The organism is Chitinophaga sp. CF118, from assembly GCF_900112615.1.
Classification (GTDB): Bacteria; Bacteroidota; Bacteroidia; order Chitinophagales; family Chitinophagaceae; genus Chitinophaga.
Map to the genome: position 1 here is coordinate 121,633 of NZ_FOMK01000015.1, position 25,166 is coordinate 146,798.

General features: G+C 38.0%; 24 protein-coding genes. 14 read left to right on the forward strand and 10 right to left on the reverse strand.

Going from position 1 to position 25,166, the window contains the following annotated elements; translation table 11 throughout:
• A complete protein-coding gene (locus BM176_RS31275; protein WP_090108348.1) occupies positions 1 to 735 on the forward strand; it encodes a DUF3307 domain-containing protein in 735 nt (244 codons plus the stop codon).
• A gap of 85 nt (positions 736 to 820) precedes the next feature.
• Positions 821 to 1,360: a hypothetical protein gene (locus BM176_RS31280; RefSeq protein ID WP_090108349.1), complete on the forward strand. Its 540-nt coding sequence runs from the start codon at positions 821 to 823 to the stop codon at positions 1,358 to 1,360.
• Between the two features lie 112 nt (positions 1,361 to 1,472).
• On the opposite strand, the gene BM176_RS31285 is transcribed toward BM176_RS31280, so the two are convergent.
• A complete protein-coding gene (locus BM176_RS31285; RefSeq protein ID WP_090108350.1) occupies positions 1,473 to 1,832 on the reverse strand; it encodes a winged helix-turn-helix domain-containing protein in 360 nt (119 codons plus the stop codon).
• Between the two features lie 109 nt (positions 1,833 to 1,941).
• On the opposite strand from BM176_RS31285, the gene BM176_RS31290 reads away from it, so the two are divergent.
• Both BM176_RS31290 and BM176_RS31295 read left to right on the forward strand, forming a co-directional pair.
• Positions 1,942 to 2,358, forward strand: coding sequence for a DoxX family protein (locus BM176_RS31290; protein WP_090108351.1), 417 nt, complete (start codon positions 1,942 to 1,944; stop codon positions 2,356 to 2,358).
• A gap of 340 nt (positions 2,359 to 2,698) precedes the next feature.
• The gene (locus BM176_RS31295; protein WP_143097970.1) at positions 2,699 to 2,986 is read left to right on the forward strand and encodes a hypothetical protein; all 288 of its coding nucleotides are present in this window, start codon (positions 2,699 to 2,701) and stop codon (positions 2,984 to 2,986) included.
• A 539-nt stretch (positions 2,987 to 3,525) separates the two neighbouring features.
• On the opposite strand, the gene BM176_RS31300 is transcribed toward BM176_RS31295, so the two are convergent.
• Positions 3,526 to 4,536: a hypothetical protein gene (locus BM176_RS31300; protein ID WP_090108353.1), complete on the reverse strand. Its 1,011-nt coding sequence runs from the start codon at positions 4,534 to 4,536 to the stop codon at positions 3,526 to 3,528.
• A 229-nt stretch (positions 4,537 to 4,765) separates the two neighbouring features.
• Here BM176_RS31300 and BM176_RS33205 point away from each other — a divergent pair, with 229 nt between their 5' ends.
• A complete protein-coding gene (locus tag BM176_RS33205) occupies positions 4,766 to 5,122 on the forward strand; it encodes a DUF1016 N-terminal domain-containing protein (protein WP_090108354.1) in 357 nt (118 codons plus the stop codon).
• 63 nt (positions 5,123 to 5,185) lie between these two features.
• On the opposite strand, the gene BM176_RS31310 is transcribed toward BM176_RS33205, so the two are convergent.
• Entirely contained in the window at positions 5,186 to 6,613 is a 1,428-nt protein-coding gene (locus BM176_RS31310; RefSeq protein WP_090108355.1) for an MFS transporter, read from the reverse strand.
• 100 nt (positions 6,614 to 6,713) lie between these two features.
• Positions 6,714 to 7,319 (reverse strand): bifunctional transcriptional activator/DNA repair enzyme AdaA, encoded by a 606-nt coding sequence (locus tag BM176_RS31315; protein WP_090108356.1) that lies wholly within the window; start codon positions 7,317 to 7,319, stop codon positions 6,714 to 6,716.
• A gap of 341 nt (positions 7,320 to 7,660) precedes the next feature.
• Here BM176_RS31315 and BM176_RS31320 point away from each other — a divergent pair, with 341 nt between their 5' ends.
• The 6 genes from BM176_RS31320 to BM176_RS31345 all read left to right on the forward strand — a co-directional run bounded on the left by BM176_RS31320 (position 7,661) and on the right by BM176_RS31345 (position 14,533).
• Entirely contained in the window at positions 7,661 to 8,239 is a 579-nt protein-coding gene (locus BM176_RS31320) for a Crp/Fnr family transcriptional regulator (RefSeq protein WP_090108357.1), read from the forward strand.
• A gap of 69 nt (positions 8,240 to 8,308) precedes the next feature.
• Complete coding sequence (locus BM176_RS31325) at positions 8,309 to 8,965, forward strand: metal-dependent hydrolase (RefSeq protein WP_090108358.1); 657 nt, start codon at positions 8,309 to 8,311, stop codon at positions 8,963 to 8,965.
• Between the two features lie 531 nt (positions 8,966 to 9,496).
• The gene (locus BM176_RS31330; protein WP_090108359.1) at positions 9,497 to 10,036 is read left to right on the forward strand and encodes a hypothetical protein; all 540 of its coding nucleotides are present in this window, start codon (positions 9,497 to 9,499) and stop codon (positions 10,034 to 10,036) included.
• Positions 10,037 to 10,101: 65 nt separating this feature from the next.
• The gene (locus tag BM176_RS31335; RefSeq protein WP_090108360.1) at positions 10,102 to 12,762 is read left to right on the forward strand and encodes a TonB-dependent receptor; all 2,661 of its coding nucleotides are present in this window, start codon (positions 10,102 to 10,104) and stop codon (positions 12,760 to 12,762) included.
• Positions 12,763 to 12,917: 155 nt separating this feature from the next.
• Entirely contained in the window at positions 12,918 to 13,526 is a 609-nt protein-coding gene (locus BM176_RS31340; protein ID WP_090108361.1) for a hypothetical protein, read from the forward strand.
• A gap of 359 nt (positions 13,527 to 13,885) precedes the next feature.
• The gene (locus tag BM176_RS31345) at positions 13,886 to 14,533 is read left to right on the forward strand and encodes a DUF6266 family protein (protein WP_143097971.1); all 648 of its coding nucleotides are present in this window, start codon (positions 13,886 to 13,888) and stop codon (positions 14,531 to 14,533) included.
• Between the two features lie 206 nt (positions 14,534 to 14,739).
• On the opposite strand, the gene BM176_RS31350 is transcribed toward BM176_RS31345, so the two are convergent.
• Positions 14,740 to 15,222: a hypothetical protein gene (locus BM176_RS31350; RefSeq protein WP_090108363.1), complete on the reverse strand. Its 483-nt coding sequence runs from the start codon at positions 15,220 to 15,222 to the stop codon at positions 14,740 to 14,742.
• A gap of 93 nt (positions 15,223 to 15,315) precedes the next feature.
• Here BM176_RS31350 and BM176_RS31355 point away from each other — a divergent pair, with 93 nt between their 5' ends.
• From BM176_RS31355 to BM176_RS31370, 3 genes are all read left to right on the forward strand, one after another.
• Entirely contained in the window at positions 15,316 to 15,687 is a 372-nt protein-coding gene (locus BM176_RS31355; protein WP_090108364.1) for a winged helix-turn-helix transcriptional regulator, read from the forward strand.
• 1,084 nt (positions 15,688 to 16,771) lie between these two features.
• On the forward strand, positions 16,772 to 17,191 hold the full coding sequence (locus tag BM176_RS33210; protein ID WP_369823761.1) for a MauE/DoxX family redox-associated membrane protein: 420 nt from the start codon (positions 16,772 to 16,774) through the stop codon (positions 17,189 to 17,191).
• Between the two features lie 28 nt (positions 17,192 to 17,219).
• A complete protein-coding gene (locus BM176_RS31370; protein ID WP_090108367.1) occupies positions 17,220 to 17,459 on the forward strand; it encodes a DUF6520 family protein in 240 nt (79 codons plus the stop codon).
• A gap of 13 nt (positions 17,460 to 17,472) precedes the next feature.
• Here BM176_RS31370 and BM176_RS31375 read toward each other — a convergent pair whose 3' ends face one another.
• The 5 genes from BM176_RS31375 to BM176_RS31395 form a co-directional block, all read right to left on the reverse strand.
• The gene (locus BM176_RS31375; RefSeq protein ID WP_090108368.1) at positions 17,473 to 18,906 is read right to left on the reverse strand and encodes a RagB/SusD family nutrient uptake outer membrane protein; all 1,434 of its coding nucleotides are present in this window, start codon (positions 18,904 to 18,906) and stop codon (positions 17,473 to 17,475) included.
• 19 nt (positions 18,907 to 18,925) lie between these two features.
• Positions 18,926 to 22,192 carry a SusC/RagA family TonB-linked outer membrane protein gene (locus BM176_RS31380; protein ID WP_177230618.1) on the reverse strand — a complete coding sequence of 1,089 codons (3,267 nt, stop codon included), beginning with the start codon at positions 22,190 to 22,192 and terminating at the stop codon, positions 18,926 to 18,928.
• Between the two features lie 157 nt (positions 22,193 to 22,349).
• Positions 22,350 to 23,471 carry a FecR family protein gene (locus BM176_RS31385; RefSeq protein WP_090108370.1) on the reverse strand — a complete coding sequence of 374 codons (1,122 nt, stop codon included), beginning with the start codon at positions 23,469 to 23,471 and terminating at the stop codon, positions 22,350 to 22,352.
• A 28-nt stretch (positions 23,472 to 23,499) separates the two neighbouring features.
• Positions 23,500 to 23,772 (reverse strand): hypothetical protein, encoded by a 273-nt coding sequence (locus BM176_RS31390; RefSeq protein ID WP_090108371.1) that lies wholly within the window; start codon positions 23,770 to 23,772, stop codon positions 23,500 to 23,502.
• A 274-nt stretch (positions 23,773 to 24,046) separates the two neighbouring features.
• Positions 24,047 to 24,658, reverse strand: coding sequence for an RNA polymerase sigma factor (locus BM176_RS31395; RefSeq protein ID WP_090108372.1), 612 nt, complete (start codon positions 24,656 to 24,658; stop codon positions 24,047 to 24,049).
• Positions 24,659 to 25,166 lie beyond the last annotated feature (508 nt).

The window sequence follows — 25,166 nt, forward strand, 5'->3', positions numbered from 1 at the left end:
ATGATACTGCTACTCCAATTTTTTTTAGCTCATATTCTTGGCGATTTTTTCTTACAGCGCAACAAATGGGTTGCCAGTAAAGAATTACAGAAATGGCGCTCTCCATATTTATATCTGCATGTATTCATACATTTCACATTAATTCTGTTAATTACCTGGAAAGGTAGTTTCTGGAAAGTGGCATTGCTAATTATGTTATCCCATTTGCTTATTGATGGAATAAAATTACAATATCAAAAACCAACTACGCTAAGAGCATGGTTTTTTATAGATCAAATTGCGCATTTAGTCGTTTTGTTTTTCGTATGGTCCCTCTATGAACAAGTGTCATGGAATTATGCTGCCATAGCTACTCCCAGAACGCTTATAATCAGTACCGCCATTTTATTTGTATTGAAACCTGCATCTCTGATTACCAAAATTGCAATCTCCAAATGGACACCAGGTACAAATGCTCGTTCTGGGCCACACGAAATAGTAGTGATTGAATCCTTAAAAGATGCTGGCGAATGGATTGGATTTCTTGAAAGGCTAATGATTCTTATCTTTATCCTGTTAGGAAAATGGGAAGGAGTTGGTTTTTTACTGGCGGCAAAGTCGGTATTCAGATTTGGTGACTTAAAAGAACCTAAAGAAACCAAACTTACTGAATATGTAGTAATTGGTACATTCCTAAGCTTCTTCATTGCTATTCTTACAGGAATTGTTACCAGCCAGCTATTAAGCATGTTTTAAGGTGGAATTATAATATTGCGGCCTGACCCAAAGCTATGTAGAAAAATCATTAGCCATGTTTTTTAATAAATACTAACTCATACGAATGCATCTCTCTTTTTCTGACGTGTTACCAGGTGATTTGAATCTGGACCCAATATTGATTTCCGGATCCGATTCTTTTAGACTGAACCAGGAGGAATATTTGATACTTCGGGAGGAGAACAATGTTACAGTATTTAAAATAAAGTATGAATATCATTGCAGCCCATTTAAACAAGCAAGGGTAATTGGTAATTTTCTTCTAATAGGACATGAAAATCACTTTTACATGTTTGATCTATTGCAAAGAATGAATGTGCTCACGATGGAAATGAAAGGATATTTTGGACATCTTTATGTTGAAAATAATCTTTGCTATGTTACCGATGCCAATGGACTCTATTGCATTGAATCAAAAGGAAAGATTTTATGGGAAAACGGTAATCTGGGGATTGATGGAGTAATCATAAATAGGTTTGATGAAGATAAAATTTATGGTGAAGGAGAATGGAATCCCCCAGGTGGTTGGCACAACTTTACTTTAGAAAAAAAGACAGGCAGGTTGTTACTTACCTCTAAACAAAACGGGAATAATCAAGCATAACCATACTTAACTATTCCATTTTTACCTGCGGGCTGTGAGGGACGAAGTTCGAACCTTTTTGTTGAAAATTTGAGTTATATAATAAACTTTTCAAGAAAGTTATATCGGTAGATCAGGGGTGGCAACCAGACATATTACTTAACCGGTAACCTTTCCCATGTATATTAGTTATACTTATATCAGGATCTTTTTGTAATTTTCCCCTTAGTTTAGATACATACATATCCAAACTCCGCCCTGTGATAACCCCTTCATCCTCCCATCCTTCTTTCAGTAATTTATTCCGATCAATAATAGGAAGTACCCTTGAGGAAGAGTCACCGGCAGATAGCAATAACTCATGCCCTACCTGTCGTAAGAGAATCATTTTCTTTTCTTCATCAAAAAAAGTAGATGTTCTCATATTAATAAAGGCCAAACCTGTCGCAAGGACAACGATGATTCCAATCCGTAAAAACATCCGTGAACGCATGTTTACAAAGATTTTACATTCCTATTTACAATTTTTTACAGTTAGTTTCCGGGTTTCAAAATCAGGTAGACTAGGTTTGTTTTATTAAAGTTATATTAAACATCAAGTTATGATCAGAAAACTATTTACGTCCAGCCTCTACCTTGATAAATGGTTTGTTATTCTCAGGGCGATTACCGGTATTATTATAATGAAATACGGACTGGAAGTTTTTAGCAAGGACCACATGGAGGGGAATACAGCATGGTTAAAAGATATCCACTTTCCTCTTCCCTCGTTCATGGCCTATGTTGGGAAAACAACAGAATTATTGGGGGGAATTTTCTTAATTCTTGGGTTATTTACAAGGGTTGTATCTATTCTGTTGGTTATAAACATGTCAGTCATAACTTTTATAATGGGAAACGCAAAGATTTTAGGGGAAGAGACACTGCCGTTCTTATTGCTATTATTATTTGCGACATTCTTTTTTGCAGGTTCAGGCAAATGGAGTCTTGATTACCTTCTGTTTAAAAAGCAACTGTAAAAGAGAAATGGGAATAATCAAGCATAACCATACTTAATTATTCCATTTTATCTGCGTGCGAAGAGGGACAACTTTTGAACCATTTGTTTATGATTTAGGCAAAGATTGTAATTATAACTAACGCATTTGCCGAAACGACGAGCAAACTATCTTGAGATTTCTCTATGTAATTAGTTGATAATATTGAACAATAATTGCTTGCAAAAATTGTTTTCTTATGGAAGCGTATAATAGCGGAAATATATTGTGTGAAATAGCAATTTGGCATCCTGCTATTGAATACAATTTGAGGAGTGCGTTTTAGGCATAAAAATTAAAAATGTTATTAAAATTAAAATTTATGAGATTTTTTCTTTTGCTAAGTATCATTATACTTTCTTCTTGTGAAAACAAGAAAGAAACAATTGTAAATAGGCAACAAACTATTAAGGAAGAGATGGAAGAGGTAAAAGCATTTTACTATAAAAATTCAGACAGTTTAGAAAGTGTAAAGAAAACTGATACCAATTCCGCAAAGCGCCTGGAAATTGCAGAAGAATTAGTTTCAGCTGATGGAAAAAAAATAGTTACGTTAATTAAGCTTCAAAAGGAATATGACTCTTTGGAAGTAGAATTAAAGAAATACTAAACAAACTACAGCAACATTATTGCATATAATAGAGCGGGACAGGTTGGGCAAATTTTCAACACAATTAATATTAGAGACCGCTTCAAAATTCTACTACAACAACAAGGTTGACGTTGTAAAATTTGAAAAATACTCATTGGACAAGTTGGAGATAGAAATAATGCTGGTAAACTAAAATATATGGAGAAAGAGGGACAACTTTCGACCCTTTTTGTAGGGGATTTGAAAAGAATCTGTCAATTTATTGACCAATTTTGCTTTAATATATCCGAATGGGCTGAAATTACTAGTTGAATCAATGAAATCAGGCTTTCTTTCTTAGTAAGCCGATTATGTAATTAATCACCGTAAATATGCGGTGATTAATTACATAATCTTATCAGTACTGAAAAGATTTTCTGATAAATTGAAGTCATTAAAAGAAAGAGGGTATCTTTAAACAAAGACACCCACTTTCTTTTGTATACAACAATTGAAAATTCTTTTATGTAATTGGCCCTTATAAATTGTTTACATTTTGCAAACTTTAAGTGGTTTCTTTATAACAGCTGCAGTCCAATCCACACAGCAAATTCGAAGATTTTAAAACCTAAATCAATTTCGTTAGCTTTAAATTGTTCTCCATTAAAGTTTGTTATGTTGGTCCCTTCACCTTCAGGTGGGCGATGGTTTACATCAATGGAATGCCGCCAATAATTTGCATGATTTTCCCATTCATCTTGATTTACTAACTCAGGCGACCCAGCCCAAAGGTTCCAGATCAAAATGTTGTTTTCCTGTAGCAGGTTACCAGAACCCAAATTGAAAAGTTCCATGACCTTGCTGTTAAAAGTATCCACATTTGAATCAGAAGTCGAATTTATACTCCCTATTGTTACAGCTAAATTTGCAACAGCCCATGCATATTCATTCCAATGGTTGGCTCGTTCAGGAAAAGGGTAATCAGGGTATTCACCCATCCGTACTTGAATTATGTCATTGGTGTTGTCCCCATTAGATGTACTTATCCTGATCCCTTTAAGTTTGCTAAGGGGTAACTTGTCAGACCATTTGTTGTTCAATTTCAGAAGCTGTTGCCATAGCCAACTATCAACACTGTCCGGACTGAACCAAATTGTAGGTTGGATTTTTATATCTGCTGCAAATAAATCTTCTACAGATGCAAGCTCGTTAATCCAACCTCTGTTTCCAGTAACAGTAACTTCAACGTTCAACGTAGCACCAAGCGTTGGAAAATAAATACCTTGTTGAGGACATATTATGGACCAGACTTTTCCGGTATTATCGTACCCGAGTCTGGATATATCCGGCGCAAACATCTGGTACTTCCTTGTAGTGGGGTCTCCTTTAGTTACCTCCCAGCTAAATTCCGGCCACTTAGCCCTCAACATACGGTTAATGTTTGGAATGTTATCCATATTTCCTTCAAAAGGGAGGGATGAAAGAAGTTCTGACTTTGGATAGGGTTGTTCGGGGAAGGTTGTAGAAAATCCACCAATCCATCCTGCGGGAATAAATGATTGTTCTAGCCTGCGCTGATTTTGTTGCATAGTTTTTGAGATTTAACAGATTATTTTAGGGTGATCAACAAGCTGGCAGTATGAGTTACTGCCAGATCAAAAGCTTATCGCATTTGATATAATTGCAATAATCGTAAAATTTTTCCATATTTTTCACTGTCAAAAAATGGTAAATTATCAATGAATTTAATCTGGAAAACATTAACCTGATGATGCCACTCTTTAAGGGATAAAATAGACAAATCTGTTGTCTCAAAGTTTGACACAACACCTTTACCACACTCCTCATTTCTTAAACAAAGTACAGAAACAGGTCAATACTGCTCTAACATTGCGTAATTGGATAATAGGTTTTTATATTGTTGAATACGAGCAACATGGAGATGATCGGGCAGTATATGGTCAAAAGCTATATAAAGAAATTGCTGAAAATCTTAAAATGGCAGGGGTAACATCTATACGGGAACGGCACCTCTATCTATGTAAAGACTTTTATAAAGCATATTCTCACATTTTGCGGACAGTGTTCGCAAAATCATATTTATCTGATTTACAAGAAATTGAAATCTTGCGAACACTGTCCGCAAATTTATATCCATACTCAGACTCCACTTAAATTAGCCCCTATAAGGTACAGCATTGCTCCTGATCTGGTTTTATCTAAAGGATACTCCAAAGATTATGCAGTATGTATTTCAATTGAATCCTGTTTAACGAACGTTGGCATTAAATACAGCATAAAGACCACTACACACAAGCAAACCATATTAGCAGCAATACCATAAGTGAAAGCTTTATAGTAGTTGAGCCTCGAGTGGTTCATGTTAATAACAGAATAGAATATACCGCCCAATATACTAATCCCAAGAGCTGAAGCTGTTTGCTGAAATGTAGAAAATATTCCGGCAGCAACACCGGCAAACTTAGGAGGAATGGCTCCTAATGCTACTGTAAGTAAAGAAGGAAGTACCAGTCCATTTCCTAAGCCATACATTCCAATTAACAGGATTACATATAAGCCACTTACATGCGGTTTAAAAAAAAGAATTTGCAATATAAAGGATACCATAATAATTGCGACGCCTAGTTGTAATACTCTTTTTCCAAATTTCACAATTAGTTTGGATGCGATCATGGCAGATATCATAAACAAAACAGCGTGTAATACGAAATAAAGGCCGCAGTCTAATGCCGATAACCCAAGCCCGTTTTGTAAATACACAGCACTCATTAACAAAAAGGCCGTATGCATCATAAAATGAAACAAGACAGCGAGTAAACCTATATTAAATGCTCTAATCTTAAAAAGTACAACATCAATCAATGGGATCTTATTAAGCAGCAATTTGTTTTTTTGATCACGGATAAAGAAAATAAATATAATCACAGATAATATTATAAGCCCAAGGCTCCATAGCGGCCAGCCTCTCTCACGTCCTTCTGTTAATGGATAAATCAAACAAATGAGTCCTATAGTTAAGATTGTAGCACCTGTATAATCAAATTCTTTACCTGTTTCTTTATCGGTTTCCTCTAAAAAATTCCATATTGCCCATAAGGCTATTATACCTATAGGCAGGTTGATTAAGAAAATAAGCCGCCAGCCCTCTATTCCAAATTGTGTATCAACAAGATATCCACCTAATATTTGCCCTATAATAGCGGCGATACTTAATGTTACACCATACCATCCTATGGCTTTTGCCCTTTCTTTCTCATTAGTAAACAGTATTTGTATAAAAGCAATTGATTGGGGAACCATAATAGCGGAACTAACTCCCTGAAAGAAACGGGTAATATTAAGCTGCAAAGCTATTTGCGACAGACCACAAAGACAAGAAGTAAGAGTAAAAAAGAACATGCCCAGGAAAAACACCTTCTTCTTGCCCAAATAGTCTCCTGCTCTACCACCGGAAATTAAAAAGGCAGCACTTCCGAGTAAGTATCCGGCAATAACTAATTGAACTTCCCCGTCAGTTGCATGCACACCTTTTTTAATAGCTGGTATGGCCATATTTATAATAAAGATATCCACCACATACAGCATTGGTGCAGTCAACACGATTATCAAAGCAAGCCATTTTGATCTATTCATTTTCTCTTTCATATTATATGGTTATTTTTATATACACAGGTTTCTTTTCATCCATCACTGAATAAATCACTATTGGTTAACCTATGTTTGTTGAATTTGATACTGTTGTTAGTCAGTGTGAAGCGTACAATAGAAAATCAGCAATAAGAATGTGTTGCTCCATATCGCTGATAATGTTTATAACCTGTTTGTTTTTACTATTTGAAGGGGATACGCCGAAAACTGATTTAAAAGAGTCTCCAAGGCCACTTAAGGATTCATAACCTGTATCAAAGGCAACAGCCGTAACCGTTTCACCCTCTTGTATTTTTTTAAAGGCTGCATTAATACGAAACATCCGTTGATAAGCATGAAATGTAATACCATGATTTTTTAAAAACCATCTTCGTATTGTACTTGGTTCAATACCTTTTTTAATTAAGTCCCAGTCCTTAAATTTTAATGATGGGTTTGCATTTAATGCGTTTAAAATCTCTTTAATAAAATCAGGTGTTTCTCCAATTTTTTCCATAGGGTTACAAACTTTACAAGGTCTGTATCCTTTCAATATGGCTTCGCTGGTTGTTTTAAAGAACTCCACATTTTCTGCTTTAGGCTTCCGTGCAGTACAGGTGGGCCTGCAAAATATTCCAGTGGTTTTAACTGCTGTTATGAATGTTCCTTCGAAGCGGATGTCCTTTTCGACAATTGCTTTGTACATCATTTCTTTAGTCAGCATTACTATTTCTTTTTCCCAAAGATAGACCAACCCGTTCCGGCACACAACCGAAAACTTAACAAGTATTTCGCCCCTTTAACCATTAGCGCATGATGAAAAATTGCACCCATCACTTAACCTGGGACTGGTCTACCTTGCCAATGATTCCAATCTTATACAAGAATAGAAAACTAGTAGGAGCAGTTGCTAAGCATTAAGTAATGGTGGTGATATGGTTTGTTGAAGGATTTAATTAACTTTGGAATATCGATGATTAACGACTTCAAATTTATTTGCAGTTAAAAAACAGGTAATCCATTATCTAACACAGTACATTGACAAACCCCCAAAGCCATAAATAAATGACGGAGTTAGAGCAATATGTTCATGCCAATTTCGATGTGATCGGAGAAGATATGTCGAAGATAGCATCTCTTTTTAAACCAGCCGCACTCAGGAAAGGAGACTATTTTTTAAAGAGCGATACCTCTTGTAATAAAGTATGTTTCATTCAGTCTGGCTTTCTGCGAATGTACGCATCGGTGGAGGACAAGGAGGTAACACAATGGGTTGGCTCGAAAGGCTATTTCATTGCAGACATGGCCAGTCTCACTTTCGGGACTCCTTCGCGGTGGAATATCCAGGCATTGACTGACACTGAGCTTCAAACTATTCACAAAGATGATTATAATAGAATTGCCGAAATTGTACCTAAGTGGCCTGAGATAGAAAAACAGTTCATCGTCAAATGTTTTATCATGATGGAAAACCGGATCTTTGCTCACTTATCGATGCCCGCAGAAGAGCGTTATTCCTCTTTTTATAATCAGAATAAAGAATTATTTAGCCAGGTGCCTCTGCAATACATAGCTTCTATGTTGGGGATGACACCGGAAACCTTTAGCCGCATCCGAAAAAAACACAATTCATGGACCTCTTGATCTATGTCAAGAGGATTGTTATTTTATTTATTCATTTTTACTAATAAATGAATAAATAAAAACCAAACTATGTTTATCGGACATTTCGGATTATCTTTTGCAGCTAAAAGGGCGGCTCCAAAGGTTTCATTAGCAACTCTTTTTATAGCTACACAATTTATTGATCTCCTTTGGCCATTTCTACTCGTTTTCCATGTTGAAAAAGTGGCAATCGTACCTGGTTATACAAAAACAAATCCTTTTGACTTTCTTTATTTCCCTTACACACACAGCTTACTCATGGGAGTTGTATGGGGTTTCGTAGTGGGGAGTATTTACTGGCTGTTTAAACGGGACATCCGGGGTACCGTTGTTATTGGTCTTTGCGTTTTAAGTCACTGGTTTCTTGATTTGATCGTACACACGGCGGATTTACCTTTGACCCCTTTTGGAGATTACAAAGTAGGATTCGGGCTGTGGAATCATGTTGCACTCACACTGATTATTGAATTAATAATATTCTTAGCAGGCACATACATTTATGCGACTTTTACCAAAACCAGGAATAAGATCGGAAAATGGATGCTCTGGACGTTAGTTACTTTGCTTGTGTTAGTTCAGGTTGGTAATACCTTTGGCCCGGCTCCTTCTGATTCGGTGATGAAATTGTTTGTTTCCTTTACTACCCTGATGGCAATTATCATTTCTATTGCCTATTGGGTAGATAGAAACCGGGAGCAGGCATAAAAAACGAAGCATTGTAAGTGCATAGCGACTAAATAATACAACTTGTTGGTCCAGCAGAGTTGTATTATTTAGTCGCTATGCTCATTTGTTGCATCATCTCTGTAAATAAAGGCCCCTACCGGCAGCTCTTGGTGACTGCCTGTCCCATATTATCATACTTCATGTTTTCTAATACACTCTTGTAATATTTAGCACTAAAAGTTGCATGGATGGTTTACAACAGCATTGCGAAATAACGCGCCCTGCAAAATGCGTTTAACTTTTATCCTCTTTAGCTACGTTGAACATGATAACTATTCATTTTGGAGATACATTTCTATAATTAGCAGATACATGCGCCCTGTTTATCTATTGGTATCACGCACCGAAAGCCCGGTTAACTAATTTTATGTCCGCAATTACTCAACGAATAACCCAACCCGGAATGTGTAACCCGAAACCCTGTTTTTGATTCCCGGATCCATGAAGACTTTATCTATGTTTAATTTTCCCTAACACATATTGTTAACTTTTAAAAGCCTCATTTTTTTTATGAAAAAGATCTATGGAACCTTTATTGTCTTGTCCTGCTGTATATTCTCATTCAGCGCGCAGGCACAGAAAACCCTTCATGTTTACCTTGGCGCCGGAGGCGACATCTTCGATTATGATATGGAAGTACATGATTTTGTACTGCATGCTACTACCAGTCAAAGTGGTGTTAGCCACGATTACTACTGGCCATATTATGGTGTTGATATCCAGCATACAAATCCTACCGTAGAATTGGGAACTATAGAAGCCGATCAGGTACCTACCAGCATTGCCAATGCATTTATTGTACAGGCAGTACCAGGCGACACCTATATTTCTGTACGCAACAAGAGCTATACGAATACTTATTACGTAAAGCTGGATATACAATACAATTATGACTACCCTGCACCTAGTGCTTATGTAGTTATTCCTCCTGGTGGTATTGGTACTATTCCTATCACTTCCAGTATGAATTACAGGAAGACTTATTACAGTTCCAGTAACCCAATTGGTTATATGGAATTTACCCTCCTTTGGAGTACAAGTCCATGGTAATTTAATATCCTGAAAGGCTGCTCGGGAAAGGCAGCCTTTCTTTCCCTCACTTATTCCTGTACATCATGAATGTTGTAAAGACCATTGCCATGCTGGTGTTTTGCTGTTCCTTCTACCTGGTATCTACCGGACAGGTAGCTACTATATCCGGTGTATTACAGGATAGCACTGGTAGTCAGCAAATGAGAGGCGCCTCTGTAGTGTTGTTAAGAGCTGCCGATTCTGCATTTTTACGTTTTACCCCAGTGCAGTCTGATGCCTCTTTTAAACTGGCCCGTGTACCCTATGGAAATTACCTGTTGCAAATAAGCTTCCTGGGTTTTGAGACCCGTTATCTGCCTATTCATCCGGATCATCCTGAGCTAACCCTGGATACTATTTCCCTGGCTCCCCAGGTATATCGTCTTGGAGATATTGTAGTCAGACAACCTCCTGTAATATTTAGAAATGATACGGTGGAGTTCAATGCTGGCAGCTTTCCTACAAGGGCATACGCAGCATTGGAAGAATTGCTTAAAAAATTGCCAGGTGTACAAGTGAGCCCCGATGGAAACATTAAGGTAAATGGCGTAACAGTAGAACGGTTCCTGGTAGATGGAGTGCCCTTCTTTGGCGGCAATTCGCAGGTAGCTACCAAAAATCTTCCTGCAGAGATTATAGATAAAGTACAGGTATATGATGCCAGCCCTGATCAGAAGGCATTTAATGGGTTTGACAATGGCCCCAAACAAAAAACCGTCAATGTTGTAATAAAAAAGAATAAACGAAAAGGATTTTTTGGCAATATAATGGCGGGTGCTGGTACTTCTTCTACCTACAATGCAGGCCTCAACCTAAACCGCTTTAACGACAATCAACAGCTTTCGATGGTTGCGCAGGCGAATGATATCAATTCCCAGGCGCAGAGTATAATGCCTGCTGGTGGTCCTCCCCAGATCAGCCCCGGTATAAATCATTTAGGCTCTGTTGATTTGAACTACCGGGATAAATGGGGCGCCAAAACCCTCACCTATGGCAATTATTCCTATGCTCGTCAGCGAACCTCCTATGATCAGACCAGCCACACCCAAAATATTTTTCCTGACGACTCCCTGACACTCAACAACCAGGTGAGCAACAATATCAGAACCAGCGAACGGCATCGTTTTAATTTCAGTATTGATACAAGGCCGGATAGTCTCAATACTATCATGATCAAGCCCAATATCAGTTACAGCACCTCTACCGTTACCGATTCCCACCAGTCCTGGCTGACAGGCAAAAATATTACTGACAGCATTTACAGATCAGACAACCACCGGGTGCTTTCCATCACACAACAATCTGCTGGTAGTAACCTGTCTTATATGCATCGTTTCCATAAGCCTTCCAGAACGCTTTCTATCGATGTATCGCTCAATTCAAGTCAAACAAAGAATAATAGCACCAGCAACACGCTCACTACCTTTCTATCCGAAATACCTGCTGAGGTACGCATGGATCAGCGAAATGAAACAAAGGCGACCACTACTACCATCAATCCTGTTGTTTCCTATACTGAGCCTTTAGGTCATAACCAGGCGATGGAGCTCAATTATAAATTCCGATATAACAATAGCGATGTGAACAGCCAGGTGTTCCGCCTGAATGATGATTCACATTTGTATGATCTGCCAGACAGCCTTCAAAGCAATCATTTTAAAAACTTATACCAGACCCACCAGCTTATGCTGAATTATCGTTTAAATAATAACAAGTGGCATGTTGTAGCGGGTATTGGAGTAGAAAGAGACAGGATAAAAGGAAGTAATATTACAAGGGATAGTCTTGTATATGCAAAGTATTACAGTATGACCCCCTCAGTCAATGCTACCTGGAGGCTTTCTGCCATGCAAAGGCTGCAGTTTAGTTATACTGGTATGCCCCTCGCACTCTCTGTAGAACAATTACAACCTGTTCAATTGACTGTAGATTCCCTGTTTATCCAGAAGGGTAATCCGCATCTTGTACAGCCCTATATGCACAATGCCAATCTTACTTATACCTTTACTTTAAGATCAGAGCGGATGCTCTCCATTATAATGAATATGGGCAGTGTAAGGAATGCTATTCAGTATGCGATTTCCCAGTTACCTTCTGGAGCCCAGGTAAGTACGCCAGTCAACCTGAATGGTACATATAATGGCAGTGCCAGCATAAGTTATAGCTTCCCCATGAAGACCATGAAATCTTCCCTTAACCTGTTAACTTCCTTCAACTACCAGCATACACCAGTCTTGCTCAATGATGTGAAAAGTAGTACAAAGTCATCAGGTATAGGTGAAAGTATTTCCTGGCAAGGCCATATTGCTGAACAGTTTGATTATTATATCAGCTCAATGACTAATTTCTTTAAAGTGCATTATGACATGGTAAGCACCAATTACCTCACAGAACAATTAACTGCTAATGCCCGGTATTATTACCATGATTGGATGTTCGATCTTAATCTTTACTATGTATTCAATAATAATCTGGCTCCAGGTTACAAAAGAGGTATCCCACTGATTTCTCCCACTGTCAGCAAACGGGTGTTTAAAAATCATGCCGGAGAGGTAAAGCTGTCTGCTAATGATTTGTTGGAGCAGAATTTGAATGTGTCAAGAATTACCACGGCTAATACTATTAGGGACACAAGGACCAGTGTACGCCAGCGGTATGTAATGGTTAGTTTTACTTATAATTTCAGGAGTTTTAAAGGGAAATAATATCTATGGTATTGGATTGAATATTTTGAATAAAGTAAAATATCCTGAATGCTACTGACAGGTATAATTGTCCTCAATGGGTAGAGGGTGCAAAATGGATAGGAATAACCGAAGAGCAGATCGATGTCATCGAGGCAAAGTATGGTATCCGGTTCATGCCTGAGCATAGGGCTTTCTTACGGATCTTACATACCATTGACAGGAAAGAGGTAAATGAATATGAAGAAGATGGTGAAATCAAAAGTTATAAGTCATCTTTTTTCTATAACTGGTTGGAAGATGAAGAAGAAATCATCTCCAGACTAGACTGGTCTTATCGGACAGTGTTTGCAGATGTTTCACCATCCACAAGTGTATGGCTGAAGTCCTGGGGAAGTAGGCCAGCGTCTGTAGAAGAGAAAGAGCAGATCTTCGCTGACTGGTATGCGAAAGCACCGAAGTTAATACCCCTCAGATCTCATAGATTTTTGGTCAGCCAGGCTGATTTGCCAGACAGACCTGCGCTTTCTGTGTATGGGTCGGATACGATTGTGTACGGGTGGGACCTCCGGTTGTATTTGCTGAATGAAATCGCAGACCATCTGGACCTATACATGCCAGTGTTTGATGTAGAAAATCAATGTTATTATCCTGAGTACACAGATGAATTGAAGGAGATATTCAAACTTGAACAACTGAAGACGCCAAGGTGGCTTCTAACAACCTCTTATCTAAAGTCACAGGTGATAACTGCGATTGCTTGTATTTTGTCTAATTTATATTAATCACATTGTTACGTTATTGAAATAAACTGTAGCCTGGTATGCCTGAGCTGCTAATAGCTCCGGGGAGTCTCTGAGAGTAGAGCATTCAAAAAACATAGGTAAGCCATAGGTTGGTCATCCTTTCAACGCTTAGAACAGCGAACAACGGATGACCAACCTAAGTCTTAGCGATGACCTATTTATAAACTATTGTACCAGACACCCCCCACTTACCTCCTTGTTTCAATAGTTTGTTAGAACAATAAATTCCGTAAATCCGCAACTGCGCAAATAGGGTGCATATGTCATGCATAACTTTGAAAAAATTCCTGTTAGCTGATAAACAGACTAACAGACATTCAATTATAAAACATATCACAATGGCACGTTTAAATAATGGCTTTTTAGGAGGCTTTTCGGGTATAATAGGTAACCTGGAAGGTTATATGCTCAATGGGCAACAGATAATCCGTAGCCGTCGTAGAAAGAGCACAAAACCACCTACAGAAAAGCAGCTGGCATGCAGGCAAAAAATGGCGCTGACACACAAGTTCTTAAGTTCTTTTACAGACTTAGTAAAAGCAGGCTTTACTTATCCTACCAGAGGTAAAAATCTTACTCCATATAATGCAGCAGTATCTTATCAGATGAAGCATGTTTTTAGAGGTGAGTATCCAGATTATACAATAGATTATGCACAGGCAAGGCTAACCGAAGGTCCAATAAACACCGTAGGTATTAAGGCCGCAGTAACGCTACAGGGTAACCAATTAATATTTACCTGGTCACCAGACCAGACTTATGCTCACGGCACAGATCGCGTGATGTTGCTGGCCTATTCACCTGCATTGAATGAAGCAGTGTATAACCGATGGGGCGAAAAAAGGAGTAGAGGCGTTGACATATTGAGACTGTCAGATGAAATCTGGAAAGGAAAAACACTGGAAATTTACCTGTCATTTATTAGCGAAAATGGAATTAAGTGTAGTAACAGCATTTATTTAGGTAGCTTAATTTATAATCAATGAGTACCTCTGTAGGTGATCAATAGAAGTTGTAAACTCCCCTTAATGGGAAATGATACAAGATATTGCAGCTTGCGAGGCAGTGTCTGCTTAGAGAAAATTGTCTTTATAGGAAAACCAAAGTGGCTGCCTCAATTATTTTTGAGACAGCCACTTTCAGCGGGCAAAGAGGGATTATATTCGAACCTTATCATCATAAAGATATTCAATTAGCTATTTTTAGTATGAATAATCTCCCTGGTTAAGCGGATAAAATAAACAATAAGTACTATTCCGATAACACCCTGCATCACGCCCGTTATTTCAAAAAAAGCATCGTCTGGCATTTCATACATTCCAGGGGGGAAAAGCTTGCTCATACCACTTTTTGAAGCACCGCCAAAAAAAAGGATATTTTTGACAATATGGTTGTATATCCCTTCAAATAGTCCGATAAGAATAATTGAAACCAATAAGGTAATTGCCCTGTATATCCAGAACAAATAATTATTAGAGGTATTGACTTTGGGGTTAAGTAATCGATTTATATATAACGTGATGACAATTACCGGGATGCTTAATAACAACACATGCAATCGCCATTGCGTATGATATATTATTGCACCATATACGTGATGCAGTGAGGTTAAGCTCATTATTATAATACTATAAAGGGTTACCTTTGCTCGTTCATGATTTAATATATTCGACATAATTTTATTTTTGTAAAAGCAAAACTAAGCAGTACTAATAACCCAATCAAGAAGTTACCAAACAGTAACTACCAATTTTTTTCAATAGGTATTATGAAAACAAATGAATATGACACTTATAGCTGTCCCGTGGGTAAAACCATCGGGTTAATCAGCGGCAGATGGAAACCCATCATCCTTTATCTTATTCAGCATGATATCAATAGGTTTGGTTTGCTGCAAAAGCGGATGCCAAAGATCAGTAGAAAGGTACTGACTGAGCAGTTAAGAGACTTAGAAAATCAAGGCCTTATTGACCGGGAAGTTAGAGTAAGCAGCTATCCACAGGAAGTTTTCTATTCTTTAACGGAAAAAGGATCTTCTTTACGCATGCTGATCGATCAGATTTTTAATTGGGGTACGGTTAATATATTAGATGAACCTTCGCGTAAAATGGCTGTGGACCTACTTATTGATCACCATTAACTAAGCGGATCCGATGGTCGAAATATCATTTTTTCTGTTCTCTCTTCTTAAACAATTTCATCTACAGCCGACCGGTGTACTGCCAGAAATGAAAGCAAGAATCACTCTGAAACCCGATAAGGTTATCCTAAACATTGCAAAATTACGAAGCTAATAATAGCTGTAGCTGGGTAACGCAATCTTCCTGAAAACGAAAAATGGACAAATCATTACAAGTATGATTTGTCCATTTCTTTAAGTGGTTTCTTTATAACAGCTGCAGTCCAATCCACACAGCAAATTCGAAGATTTTAAAACCTAAATCAATTTCGTTAGCTTTAAATTGTTCTCCATTAAAGTTTGTTATGTTGGTCCCTTCTCCTTCAGGTGGGCGATGGTTTACATTAATGGAATGTCGCCAATAACTTGCATGATTTTCCCATTCATCTTGATCGACCCAGCCCAAAGGTTCCAGATCAAAATGTTGTTTTCCTGTAGCAGGTTACCAGAACTCAAATTGAAAAGTTCCATGACCTTGCTGTTAAAAGTATCCACATTTGAATCAGAAGTCGAATTCATACTCCCTATTGTTACTGCTAAATTTGTAACAGCCCATGCATATTCACCACAAGGGTTGACTCGTTTAGGAAAAGAATATTACTCAGTAAAATAAAGTATTACTTATCAATATATTATATTGTAATCCGGCAGCAATTTCAGTTTTTCTATTTTTCACGTGATTTTTGCCTGAGTATTGTCATTTTTCTACTCATTTCGCGTAAGGTTCCTGAAATTCTAATTATTTAGGGCAATTACATTGACCTGGTAACTTTGTGGCGGCGGACATATAGTTGAAAAAAACTTCCTTATCTCTTATGTTTTTTCAATGTATCTCCTAACACTTTTATGAATATTTATTATTAAATTTATACCAGGCAATAACCCAAAAGCTGGTATATTATAAATTTTCATGGGGCAAACAGACTGGGACATTTAATCAAATGAATTCTCTTATCACTTCATTCTCCGGACAACACAAAAATCCCACCGGAGGGGCCTGATAAGCCAGTAGACTAATTAGATGATATAAGAGTTAACCACAATCATGAAAGGAGCAACTGTCATAGAAACTATTTGCAGTGCATTTTTTCTCTTATTTGTTTATACAAGTATAAGCAAGCTAATTTCTTACGATTATTATTTATATGATCTCAGAAGATCACCTTTACTTGCTTCATACGCAACCGTAATATCGATAACGGTTCCTTGCACTGAAATAATTGTGGCAGCATTACTCATACCTAATAAAACCAGGAAGTACGGATTACTAGGCTCGTTAGTATTAATGCTGGTATTTACTGTTTATGTGGCTTATGTGCTGTTATTTACAACAAAAAGACCATGTACCTGCGGTGGTATTATCAGGCAATTAAGCTGGCCAGATCATCTGATTTTTAACATCAGCTTCTTATTACTGGCAATAACCGGCATCATCTTACAAATCAGGTATAAAAGGACGCTATAAGATTTATTTCACCCTAAATATTTTCTTTATGAAAAAAGCAAAAATATTACTCACCATTATTTTAATTATGGCAGCCACAGGAGCAGCTGTAGCCACAAGAGCCAAATCATTTTTTGGATTCATTGTTAATGCGGGAGTATACCATACAGTACTGATTTCCTTTGATTGTCCCGAAACCGGAAAAGGGTGTATCTATACTTCCTGGGATTATGCCACATTCCAGGTTTATACCTTATCCGGCATAAAGTTAATTCCCCGAAAACCGTAAGTGATAGTTAAGTTTAATTATACCCTTCATTCTGTTTCAGATTGGGATCAATCACAATTTCACTGGCCGGAAGGGGCCAACGCTGCATTTCTTTTTTCCATGATCCCCCTTTTGCATTAGTAACGGTGCGCATTATGCTATCAACAGTTCCGGTGCGCTTCAAATCAAACCAGCGGTGTGCCTGCTCGGTAAATAATTCATTTTGTCTTTCCTTTAGGATTGCGTTCAACAAATCCTCTTGACCAATATCCTGATGAGTATTGGCCAGTAATGGCAGTCCTGCTCTTTTTCTGATCACATCAAGATCCTCGATGGCTTCAGAGAGTTTCCCCAAATGCGCTCTACATTCTGCGCGGATCAAATACTGTTCTGCCAAACGAAATAATACGGAGCATTCAGTCTGCTCTTCACCACTTTTGACTTTATATTTAAACGGATAATAATAATCTTTATACGGAAGCACCGTTTCATCCCTGTAGCGCGCTATCCAATTTGCTTTTCTAAGATCCCCCTCTTCAAATGAATTCATTAGCTGAGGACTGATTGCTGATTTCTCTTCGAGATCAGGGCGGGTATTTAAAATAAATCCTGATCCTTCAGGAGTATTAAAACTCGTCCCATTGGAAGTTGTGGGCATTAATTGCCATATCACCTCCTTACTGTTTTTCAGAAATACCTGATCTGGTTCAACAAGCGCATAGATCCCACTGGCATTGATAAGGGTAGTTGCCAGAGCCTCTGCCTGGGTATAATCACCCCGGTAGAGGTAAACCCGTGCCAGGAGGGCTGCGGCAGTTGCCTTATTTGGCCGTAAACGTTCATTGTTAGGGGAAATACTGTTTTGCCCAACATAGCTGGCATTCAGATTACTTTGGGCCGTTGTCAGGTCTGCTATAATCTGATCGTACACTTTATCAGTTGGCGTACGGGAAAGTACCTGATTCTTTTTATAGTCCGTTGTAAGAGCCAGCGGAACATCTCCGTAAAAATTAACCAGGTAAAAATACCAGTAAGCCCTTATAAAAAGCGCTTCGGCCATCAATTGTTTTCTGACATCCGGATCTAAGGCTGTAGACTGACTACATCCTTCATAAGCAGCATTTGCAATATAGATAATTGTGTACGCCGCATCCCAAAATGAATTGCAATAGTCATTAGTCGCCGGATCTATAGCATTTGTATATACCTGCAACATCTGAGCCTTAGCATAACCGGTTAATTCATCACCTCCTAAACCGGATAAGAAAGCTATCCGGTATGGCGAAGTATTGCCGATCCCCATTTTGGCATAAATGCCTAACAATACCGCTGTGGCGGAATCATTACGTGAGTATACATTATCGGTTACAACCAAATGTTTGGGTGGCCCAACTTCAACAAATTTACTGCAACCTGTTCCCATTATAAAAAATAAGATAATGCTTTTACAGGCAAAATTAGCCCTCATAATACTCGTATTTAATTGATTATAAAACTATTTGGATACCTGCGGTTATAATCCGGGGTGTGGGGAGATTGAGGCCGGATCCATACTGTTGAGATTCGGGATCCATGCCCTCAAATTTAGTAATGGTGAAAAGATTCTCTCCTGTGATATAGATTTTAGCTTCCTGAAATTTATACCAGAACAGCCGCGCCTTTGGAAGCTGATAAGAGATATAAAGGTTCTTCAAACGAATGTATGACGCATCCTGAATTGCACCATTACTCTGATAAAACCTTAGAAATGCCTTGTTCATATCAGCATCGGTAGAGAACTTTTGATAATGGGCCTGGTCGCCTGCTTTTTTCCAACGATCAAAAACCTTTACAAGTTGATTAGATGATTTTGGCGTAAACATTCCAGGCATATTATTACCTATGGAATTAAATCCGGTTTGTTTTACGAATTGCAGAGTGAAATCAAACGTAATCCCTTTGTAGTAAAAAGCATTATTAAGCCCTCCAAAATATGTTTGTCCAATAAATGTTGGAACCAGGCCTTTTTGATCTGGAGTGCCGGTCATTTCCGGATTCTTAAAAGTATACATGCCGTTATCGGGATTCATACTTTTGTAGTCATATAAATACTTTATCGTAAGAGGATAGCCCACTGCATATTTTGTTCCGTAATCGGTTGCCGATATATTAGGGAAAGCCAGCAACTTATTCTTCGGAAAACTAATATTGAATGAACTGGTCCAGATCAATGAGCCATTATTCAGATTGGTTGAATTCAATTCAAACTCAATACCTTTATTTTGGATAACAGCGGGCACGTTCCCGGTTATGGTTGAGAATCCTGTAATGGCAGGTAAAGGATATCCAAGCAACTGATTGCTGGTACGGTTCCGGTAAAAGCCAATTGAAGCAAGTACACGATTCTTTAAGATCCCGAGCTCCAAAGCAATATCACGCTTATTAATCGTTTCCCAACTGTAATAGGTATTTGTTAATTGAGTAGGACTTAAACCCGACGCTCCTAAGTATCCAAAATCGGTGTTATAAGTACTTAAATACTGATAATCCGGAAATTGATCATTACCCGTTTTACCAATGCTTCCGCGTATTTTTCCATAACTAAGAAAAGATAATTTTTCATAAACGATGTTTTCTTTTGAGAACACCCACGCCGCACCAACAGCCCCGAAGTTGCCAAATCGCTTGTTGGGGCCAAACCTGCTGCTCCCATCCCTCCTGCCCGTAAGATTTAATACATACTTTCCCTGATAGTCGTATCCAATCCGTGCAAAAATTGCATTATAACGGTAGTCACTGGCACTAAGAATTGTTGTTGTTTCCTTTGCTATTCCGGATTCCAAAAGTGTATCACTGTAAAATCCCCGGCTTGTATGTAATTCCGCCTTCTGCCGGTTCCCCTGGAAGGTCATACCCAGCAATACATCGATATGATGTATTCCAAATCTCTTACTATAGTTCATTTGCGGTTCAGTGATCAATAATTTGACACCATTGGCCCCGGTTACACGTACTCTTTGCTTAAACGGATTCTCTGAGGAGGGCAACATTGAATTAAACGGAATAGTTGTACGCTCGGTTAACCTGCTGGAATGATATCCTACATTTGCTTTAATCTGCAAGCCAGGTAATAATATATAGGATAGTGAAAGCTCGCCAAGCAGGTTTTCCATCAATGAATTTGATTTTTGTAGTTCTAGCCCAAAAGGATTATCAAATGTATTTTTAGCCCAGTTTAATTGTCCGCCGGCATTTACTTCCGGTGTATTTGGTGCCATCAATATATTCTTTGTAAAATCAGTTAGCGGTAAATGATAGCTATTGTTTATATAATAGATCAAATGATAGCTATTGTTTATATAATAGATCATAAGATCCGATTGAAACCTATTATTTTTATTGTTGTGATGAAGACTCATTTGAATAGCTGCATTCTGATTGTAGAAATCTCCCGGGAAATTGGTTGTTTCATGCCTGTAGCTGCCTGTTAACTTAATTTGTGTATACCTTGGACCTATGGAATAACTCATTTTAGCAGATCTGATTATCGCCGTTTCACCAATCAACATTTTTTGCCAGTTGGTATAAGCGCTGGTATCCCAGGATCCATTGATATCATAATCCTTCTCTCCCGGACTTATACCATCATTTTGAAAAGCCTCTCTTCTCATTTTAAGATAGTCTGATGTATTCATCAACTCTAACTTCCGGGATACTTTTCCCATTCCGTAGGAAACATCAATATCAATTTTCCGTGCTCCCCGTGCCGGCCTTTTAGTGGTGATCAGAATAACACCATTTGCTCCCCTGGAACCATAAATCGCAGTAGCATCTGCATCTTTTAATACTGTAATACTTTCAATATCATTCGGTATTGAACCCGGAAATGGACTAAGGCCGGAAGGTGTAGCATTGTCCGCTTGTGATAATGATGCAGAATGAAGTGGAATACCATCAATAAGATACAATGGTACATTTCCATTTCCGATACTGTTTGTACCACGAATGCTAACATTTACAAGTGCACCCGGCACACCGGATGATTGGGAAACATTTAAACCTGGTATTAACCCTGCTAAAGTTGCCAGCTGGTCGCTAAGGGGATGTTTACTAAAATCATTGATCTTAACGGCATTTACGCTTCCCGTATTTAATCCTTTAGTAGTATTGTAGTTGCCTTTTTTGACTTGCTCTTTTAGCATGGTACAAGTCCTCTTTAAATGACAGCTTATTGGCTTTCCGTTACTGTATCTGACTTTAAGGGTATCGAAACCAATGCAGCTAATGATTAACAAGCCGGCATGTGGAACGCCATAAACATTAAACTCTCCATTGTCGTTGACATAAGAAACCTTATCACTTACGCCAATTACCCTTACAGTAGCCCCAATGACGGGGCTCTCTGTAGAATCCATCACAGTTCCATGCAGGTTAATGGTGTTGATAGTATCTTCTTGCCCGGCAACGATCGGTATTGTTAATACTGCTTTGGGCATAATTTGAATACAGTTATCCTCTAACCTGTACGTCAATGGCTGGTCTATGAAAATTTGACGTAAAGCTTCGTTGACAGGCACATTCTGTAAATTAATCGTAACTGGTTTTGCAGTATGCAGGTATTCTCCTTTAATGAAGAAAGCAAGACCTGTTTGTTTACGGATGCTTTTCATTACTTCGCTCAGGTTTGCGTTGCTCACCGATAAGGAAACTTGTTGCGCATTCGTTTTAGCAGCCACCAATAAGATGATAGATATAAGGCATAACCTTAATTTCATACTAAGGGAATTAATTTGATTATTAATTGTCAACAAATTGGCATAGGTCATTTACATAAATTCAAAAAGTTGAATTATTAAATCCTGAGATTCTGGTTGGTCTTATTGCTTTGTCAGTACAAAATGTTAACTCTTCTCTGGATTATGCTAGTTCCTGTTATCGAATGCTTTTAGTCTCCGCTTTAATCGTGTCCCCTTTCAATACCAGGGTCGTACCGATGTTATCGCTGAGTTGTTTAAGTAATTCAGATAATGGAACGTTTTCCCTGCTACAACCTTCCAATTTTATATCTTTCGGAAGACTGTTATAGTCTACAGCAACATTATAACTTCTGCTGATTTGGCGAAATGCCTCTATAATTGGCGTTTGAGAAAAAACAAAACTGCCATCCTTCCACAGAATAACATCCTCAGCATTTACTTTGCTGATAATGATGCTATCTTGTCCGCTAAGGATAGCTTGTTGGTTTGGATCTAGTATTTTGTCTTTTTGAGGTGACTTTGAGGTAAGAGAAATCTTAACCTTTCCTTCCAGAAGGGTGGTCTTAACCAGCTCACCCGGATAGCAGCTTACATTGAAATGTGTACCTAATACCCTCACGATCTGGCTTGCACAATTAACCTTAAAAGGTCGTGAAATATCTTTAACAATTTCGAAATACCCTTCCCCTTCAAGCTTGACACTTCTCTCCTTCCGGGAGAATTTTGTACTATAAGTAAGGCTGCTGCCGGCATTAAGATATACCGTACTCCCATCTGGCAGGGTGATCTGGTATTTGCCCCCTAAAGGTACTGTCAGTTTGTTCTTTGAATACACCGAATCATCTGATAATGCAGCTAGCGGATAAATCAGCGTTCCTTCCTTCGCTTTAATGACCCCTTCCTGAGTAGCAATTTGAAATTGAGAAGTACTGTCCATGTAAATCTCTCTACCATCAGCTAACTCAAGGATCGCCTTATTTATCACAGGCATTCTTTCAATCCCTAAAGGGAGTGTGCCCTTCTCATGATCGTTAAAATACCACAAACTACCTAGCACCAGAACTAACACTGCAGCTGCCGCGGCAACACGGTAAAGACTTATGACCTTCTTTTTTCGATCAGGATTAATATTATCCCAGATTTCCTTGCAAATGGATTCAACCAGTGCTTCATCTATTTCATGCTCAATTGTCCCGGCCATATGAAAATACCAGCTTTCTATCATGAAAATTTCTTCCTGGGAACACTTGTTTTCGTAGTACTTGTCCAGCAATTTTGAGGCATCCTTTTCTACCATGATGATATTATGTTAGTTATTACTAGTGTTATATTTTATCTTTTCTTTCAAATAGAAACTTTAAAGTTTCATGGATAAATTTTAAAATTATTTTAACCAGTTGCATAAAGTTTTCCTCTTCGATACCAGATGCGAATTTTAATATAAATACGCTGAGCAGAATGAATAGCACTGGCAAGGTTATGACAATGATCATAAACTGGCTCCAATGGATATTACTTGTCGCCAAATTGGTCAACATATATGAAACGCTATAAAAAACACCTACCCCAATGCCGCTTGCGATGAACAATTGCTTCATTTAAACATTTTAAAATTTGACAATAGAATACTGGATGTGGTTCGTTTTCCAGCATTCATTACTTTCTTATCGTTTATACAGGACAATAGAAAACCTTATCCTTTATTTGGAAAGGATAATTGTATACCAATCATAAGAGACAAAAGTCATTCTCTAGCAGAAGATAGCGCTACGCTCTAAATGTTATCATTTCTCATAACAATATTGGTTGGTTTTAAATTGCTGTCTATATATATAACAATTGAAAAAGGGTAAAGGGGTAGATTGGCCTCAATTATATTTTGTGAATTATTTTATTGACTATAAGAAGTAGCAACATGATAAGTAAGTAAAAATGCCTGATTAACCTGGCGCGTAACGTTTTTATGCTATATGATATTTGTCGTTTAACCGTTTCCTCGCTAGTACCGGTAGCTTCAGCAATTTCCTGATGACTTAAATACTCTTTTCTGCTCATTTCAAAAGCCTTCCGCATAGCTCGGGGAAGTCTGGCAATTTCTTTGTCTATCAGCTCCCTGAATTCTTTATACAATAATTGCCCATCAGCCTCATAATTCTTTCCATCCAGGTAATCCTGGAGAGAATCTATATAATTAGCACGGAGTTCATCTCTTTTATCCATGTTCATGATTTTTCTGCGAAGGGTTATATACAGATAACCCCCTACTGAAATTTCCGGGTTAAGATTTCCCATTTTTTCCAATAAGGAAGAGAAGGTATCCTGGACTAAATCCTTAACAAATGCGTTATTGTTAGTCATCTTAATGGCGTGAACTGTGAGAAGGGGTGAGTACTGCTCATAAACAAGAGTGAAAGCAGCGTTATCCCGCTGATTCAATCTTCTCACTATTTCAGAATCGTCAAAAGCATCTTTAGAATTCATCATGGTGGTTTATTGTTGATTATTGTATCCTCACGGGCAAGTATATGTTCACCAGGCAGGTAAACCGGGATTGTTTGGTTTTTATTGGTGATGTTTCGGTGTAATTATAGTTATACTCTACTTTATTTATTTTTGTTATACCATAGGTTAAAAACCACTTCTGTGGGGATTTCCAATGATAATTAATTTGATCAGGAAGATGAGAAAAAGCGTTCCTTCCCGCTTCCGAAGATAATTGGAAACCAGTGTTCAAGAACAGCAATTGTTCCTTGTACATGTTTAAATACAAGATGGAATTTATAATATGTATATAATTCTACAGGGATCATAAGCGCAATTATCTGGAAAATTTTGCTATCCTCATGTTTATAAAATGTTAACACAAAATATTTTTTTTGAAAGAGTTCTTTATGAGGTTTATCAGGATTAATGCCCGCTAGCATGAGTATTAGCATTTCGAACCGGGGAAGTAAATGTCGTTTTCGCCAAGATGGAGCATCTGAAATGAAAC

Bases quoted from the DNA above. Each gene is read 5' to 3' on its own strand.
- BM176_RS31335 (WP_090108360.1), top strand. From the start codon at position 10,102: ATGAATGTTGTAAAGACCATTGCCATGCTGGTGTTTTGCTGTTCCTTC.
- BM176_RS31375 (WP_090108368.1), bottom strand. From the start codon at position 18,906: ATGAGGGCTAATTTTGCCTGTAAAAGCATTATCTTATTTTTTATAATG.
- BM176_RS31350 (WP_090108363.1), bottom strand. From the start codon at position 15,222: ATGTCGAATATATTAAATCATGAACGAGCAAAGGTAACCCTTTATAGT.
- BM176_RS31355 (WP_090108364.1), top strand. From the start codon at position 15,316: ATGAAAACAAATGAATATGACACTTATAGCTGTCCCGTGGGTAAAACC.
- BM176_RS31310 (WP_090108355.1), bottom strand. From the start codon at position 6,613: ATGAAAGAGAAAATGAATAGATCAAAATGGCTTGCTTTGATAATCGTG.
- BM176_RS31380 (WP_177230618.1), bottom strand. From the start codon at position 22,192: ATGAAATTAAGGTTATGCCTTATATCTATCATCTTATTGGTGGCTGCT.
- BM176_RS31295 (WP_143097970.1), top strand. From the start codon at position 2,699: ATGAGATTTTTTCTTTTGCTAAGTATCATTATACTTTCTTCTTGTGAA.
- BM176_RS31290 (WP_090108351.1), top strand. From the start codon at position 1,942: ATGATCAGAAAACTATTTACGTCCAGCCTCTACCTTGATAAATGGTTT.
- BM176_RS31320 (WP_090108357.1), top strand. From the start codon at position 7,661: ATGACGGAGTTAGAGCAATATGTTCATGCCAATTTCGATGTGATCGGA.
- BM176_RS31280 (WP_090108349.1), top strand. From the start codon at position 821: ATGCATCTCTCTTTTTCTGACGTGTTACCAGGTGATTTGAATCTGGAC.
- BM176_RS31275 (WP_090108348.1), top strand. From the start codon at position 1: ATGATACTGCTACTCCAATTTTTTTTAGCTCATATTCTTGGCGATTTT.
- BM176_RS31390 (WP_090108371.1), bottom strand. From the start codon at position 23,772: ATGAAGCAATTGTTCATCGCAAGCGGCATTGGGGTAGGTGTTTTTTAT.
- BM176_RS31330 (WP_090108359.1), top strand. From the start codon at position 9,497: ATGAAAAAGATCTATGGAACCTTTATTGTCTTGTCCTGCTGTATATTC.
- BM176_RS31395 (WP_090108372.1), bottom strand. From the start codon at position 24,658: ATGATGAATTCTAAAGATGCTTTTGACGATTCTGAAATAGTGAGAAGA.
- BM176_RS31370 (WP_090108367.1), top strand. From the start codon at position 17,220: ATGAAAAAAGCAAAAATATTACTCACCATTATTTTAATTATGGCAGCC.
- BM176_RS31325 (WP_090108358.1), top strand. From the start codon at position 8,309: ATGTTTATCGGACATTTCGGATTATCTTTTGCAGCTAAAAGGGCGGCT.
- BM176_RS31285 (WP_090108350.1), bottom strand. From the start codon at position 1,832: ATGCGTTCACGGATGTTTTTACGGATTGGAATCATCGTTGTCCTTGCG.
- BM176_RS31385 (WP_090108370.1), bottom strand. From the start codon at position 23,471: ATGGTAGAAAAGGATGCCTCAAAATTGCTGGACAAGTACTACGAAAAC.
- BM176_RS31315 (WP_090108356.1), bottom strand. From the start codon at position 7,319: ATGCTGACTAAAGAAATGATGTACAAAGCAATTGTCGAAAAGGACATC.
- BM176_RS31340 (WP_090108361.1), top strand. From the start codon at position 12,918: ATGCCTGAGCATAGGGCTTTCTTACGGATCTTACATACCATTGACAGG.
- BM176_RS33210 (WP_369823761.1), top strand. From the start codon at position 16,772: ATGAAAGGAGCAACTGTCATAGAAACTATTTGCAGTGCATTTTTTCTC.
- BM176_RS31300 (WP_090108353.1), bottom strand. From the start codon at position 4,536: ATGCAACAAAATCAGCGCAGGCTAGAACAATCATTTATTCCCGCAGGA.
- BM176_RS31345 (WP_143097971.1), top strand. From the start codon at position 13,886: ATGGCACGTTTAAATAATGGCTTTTTAGGAGGCTTTTCGGGTATAATA.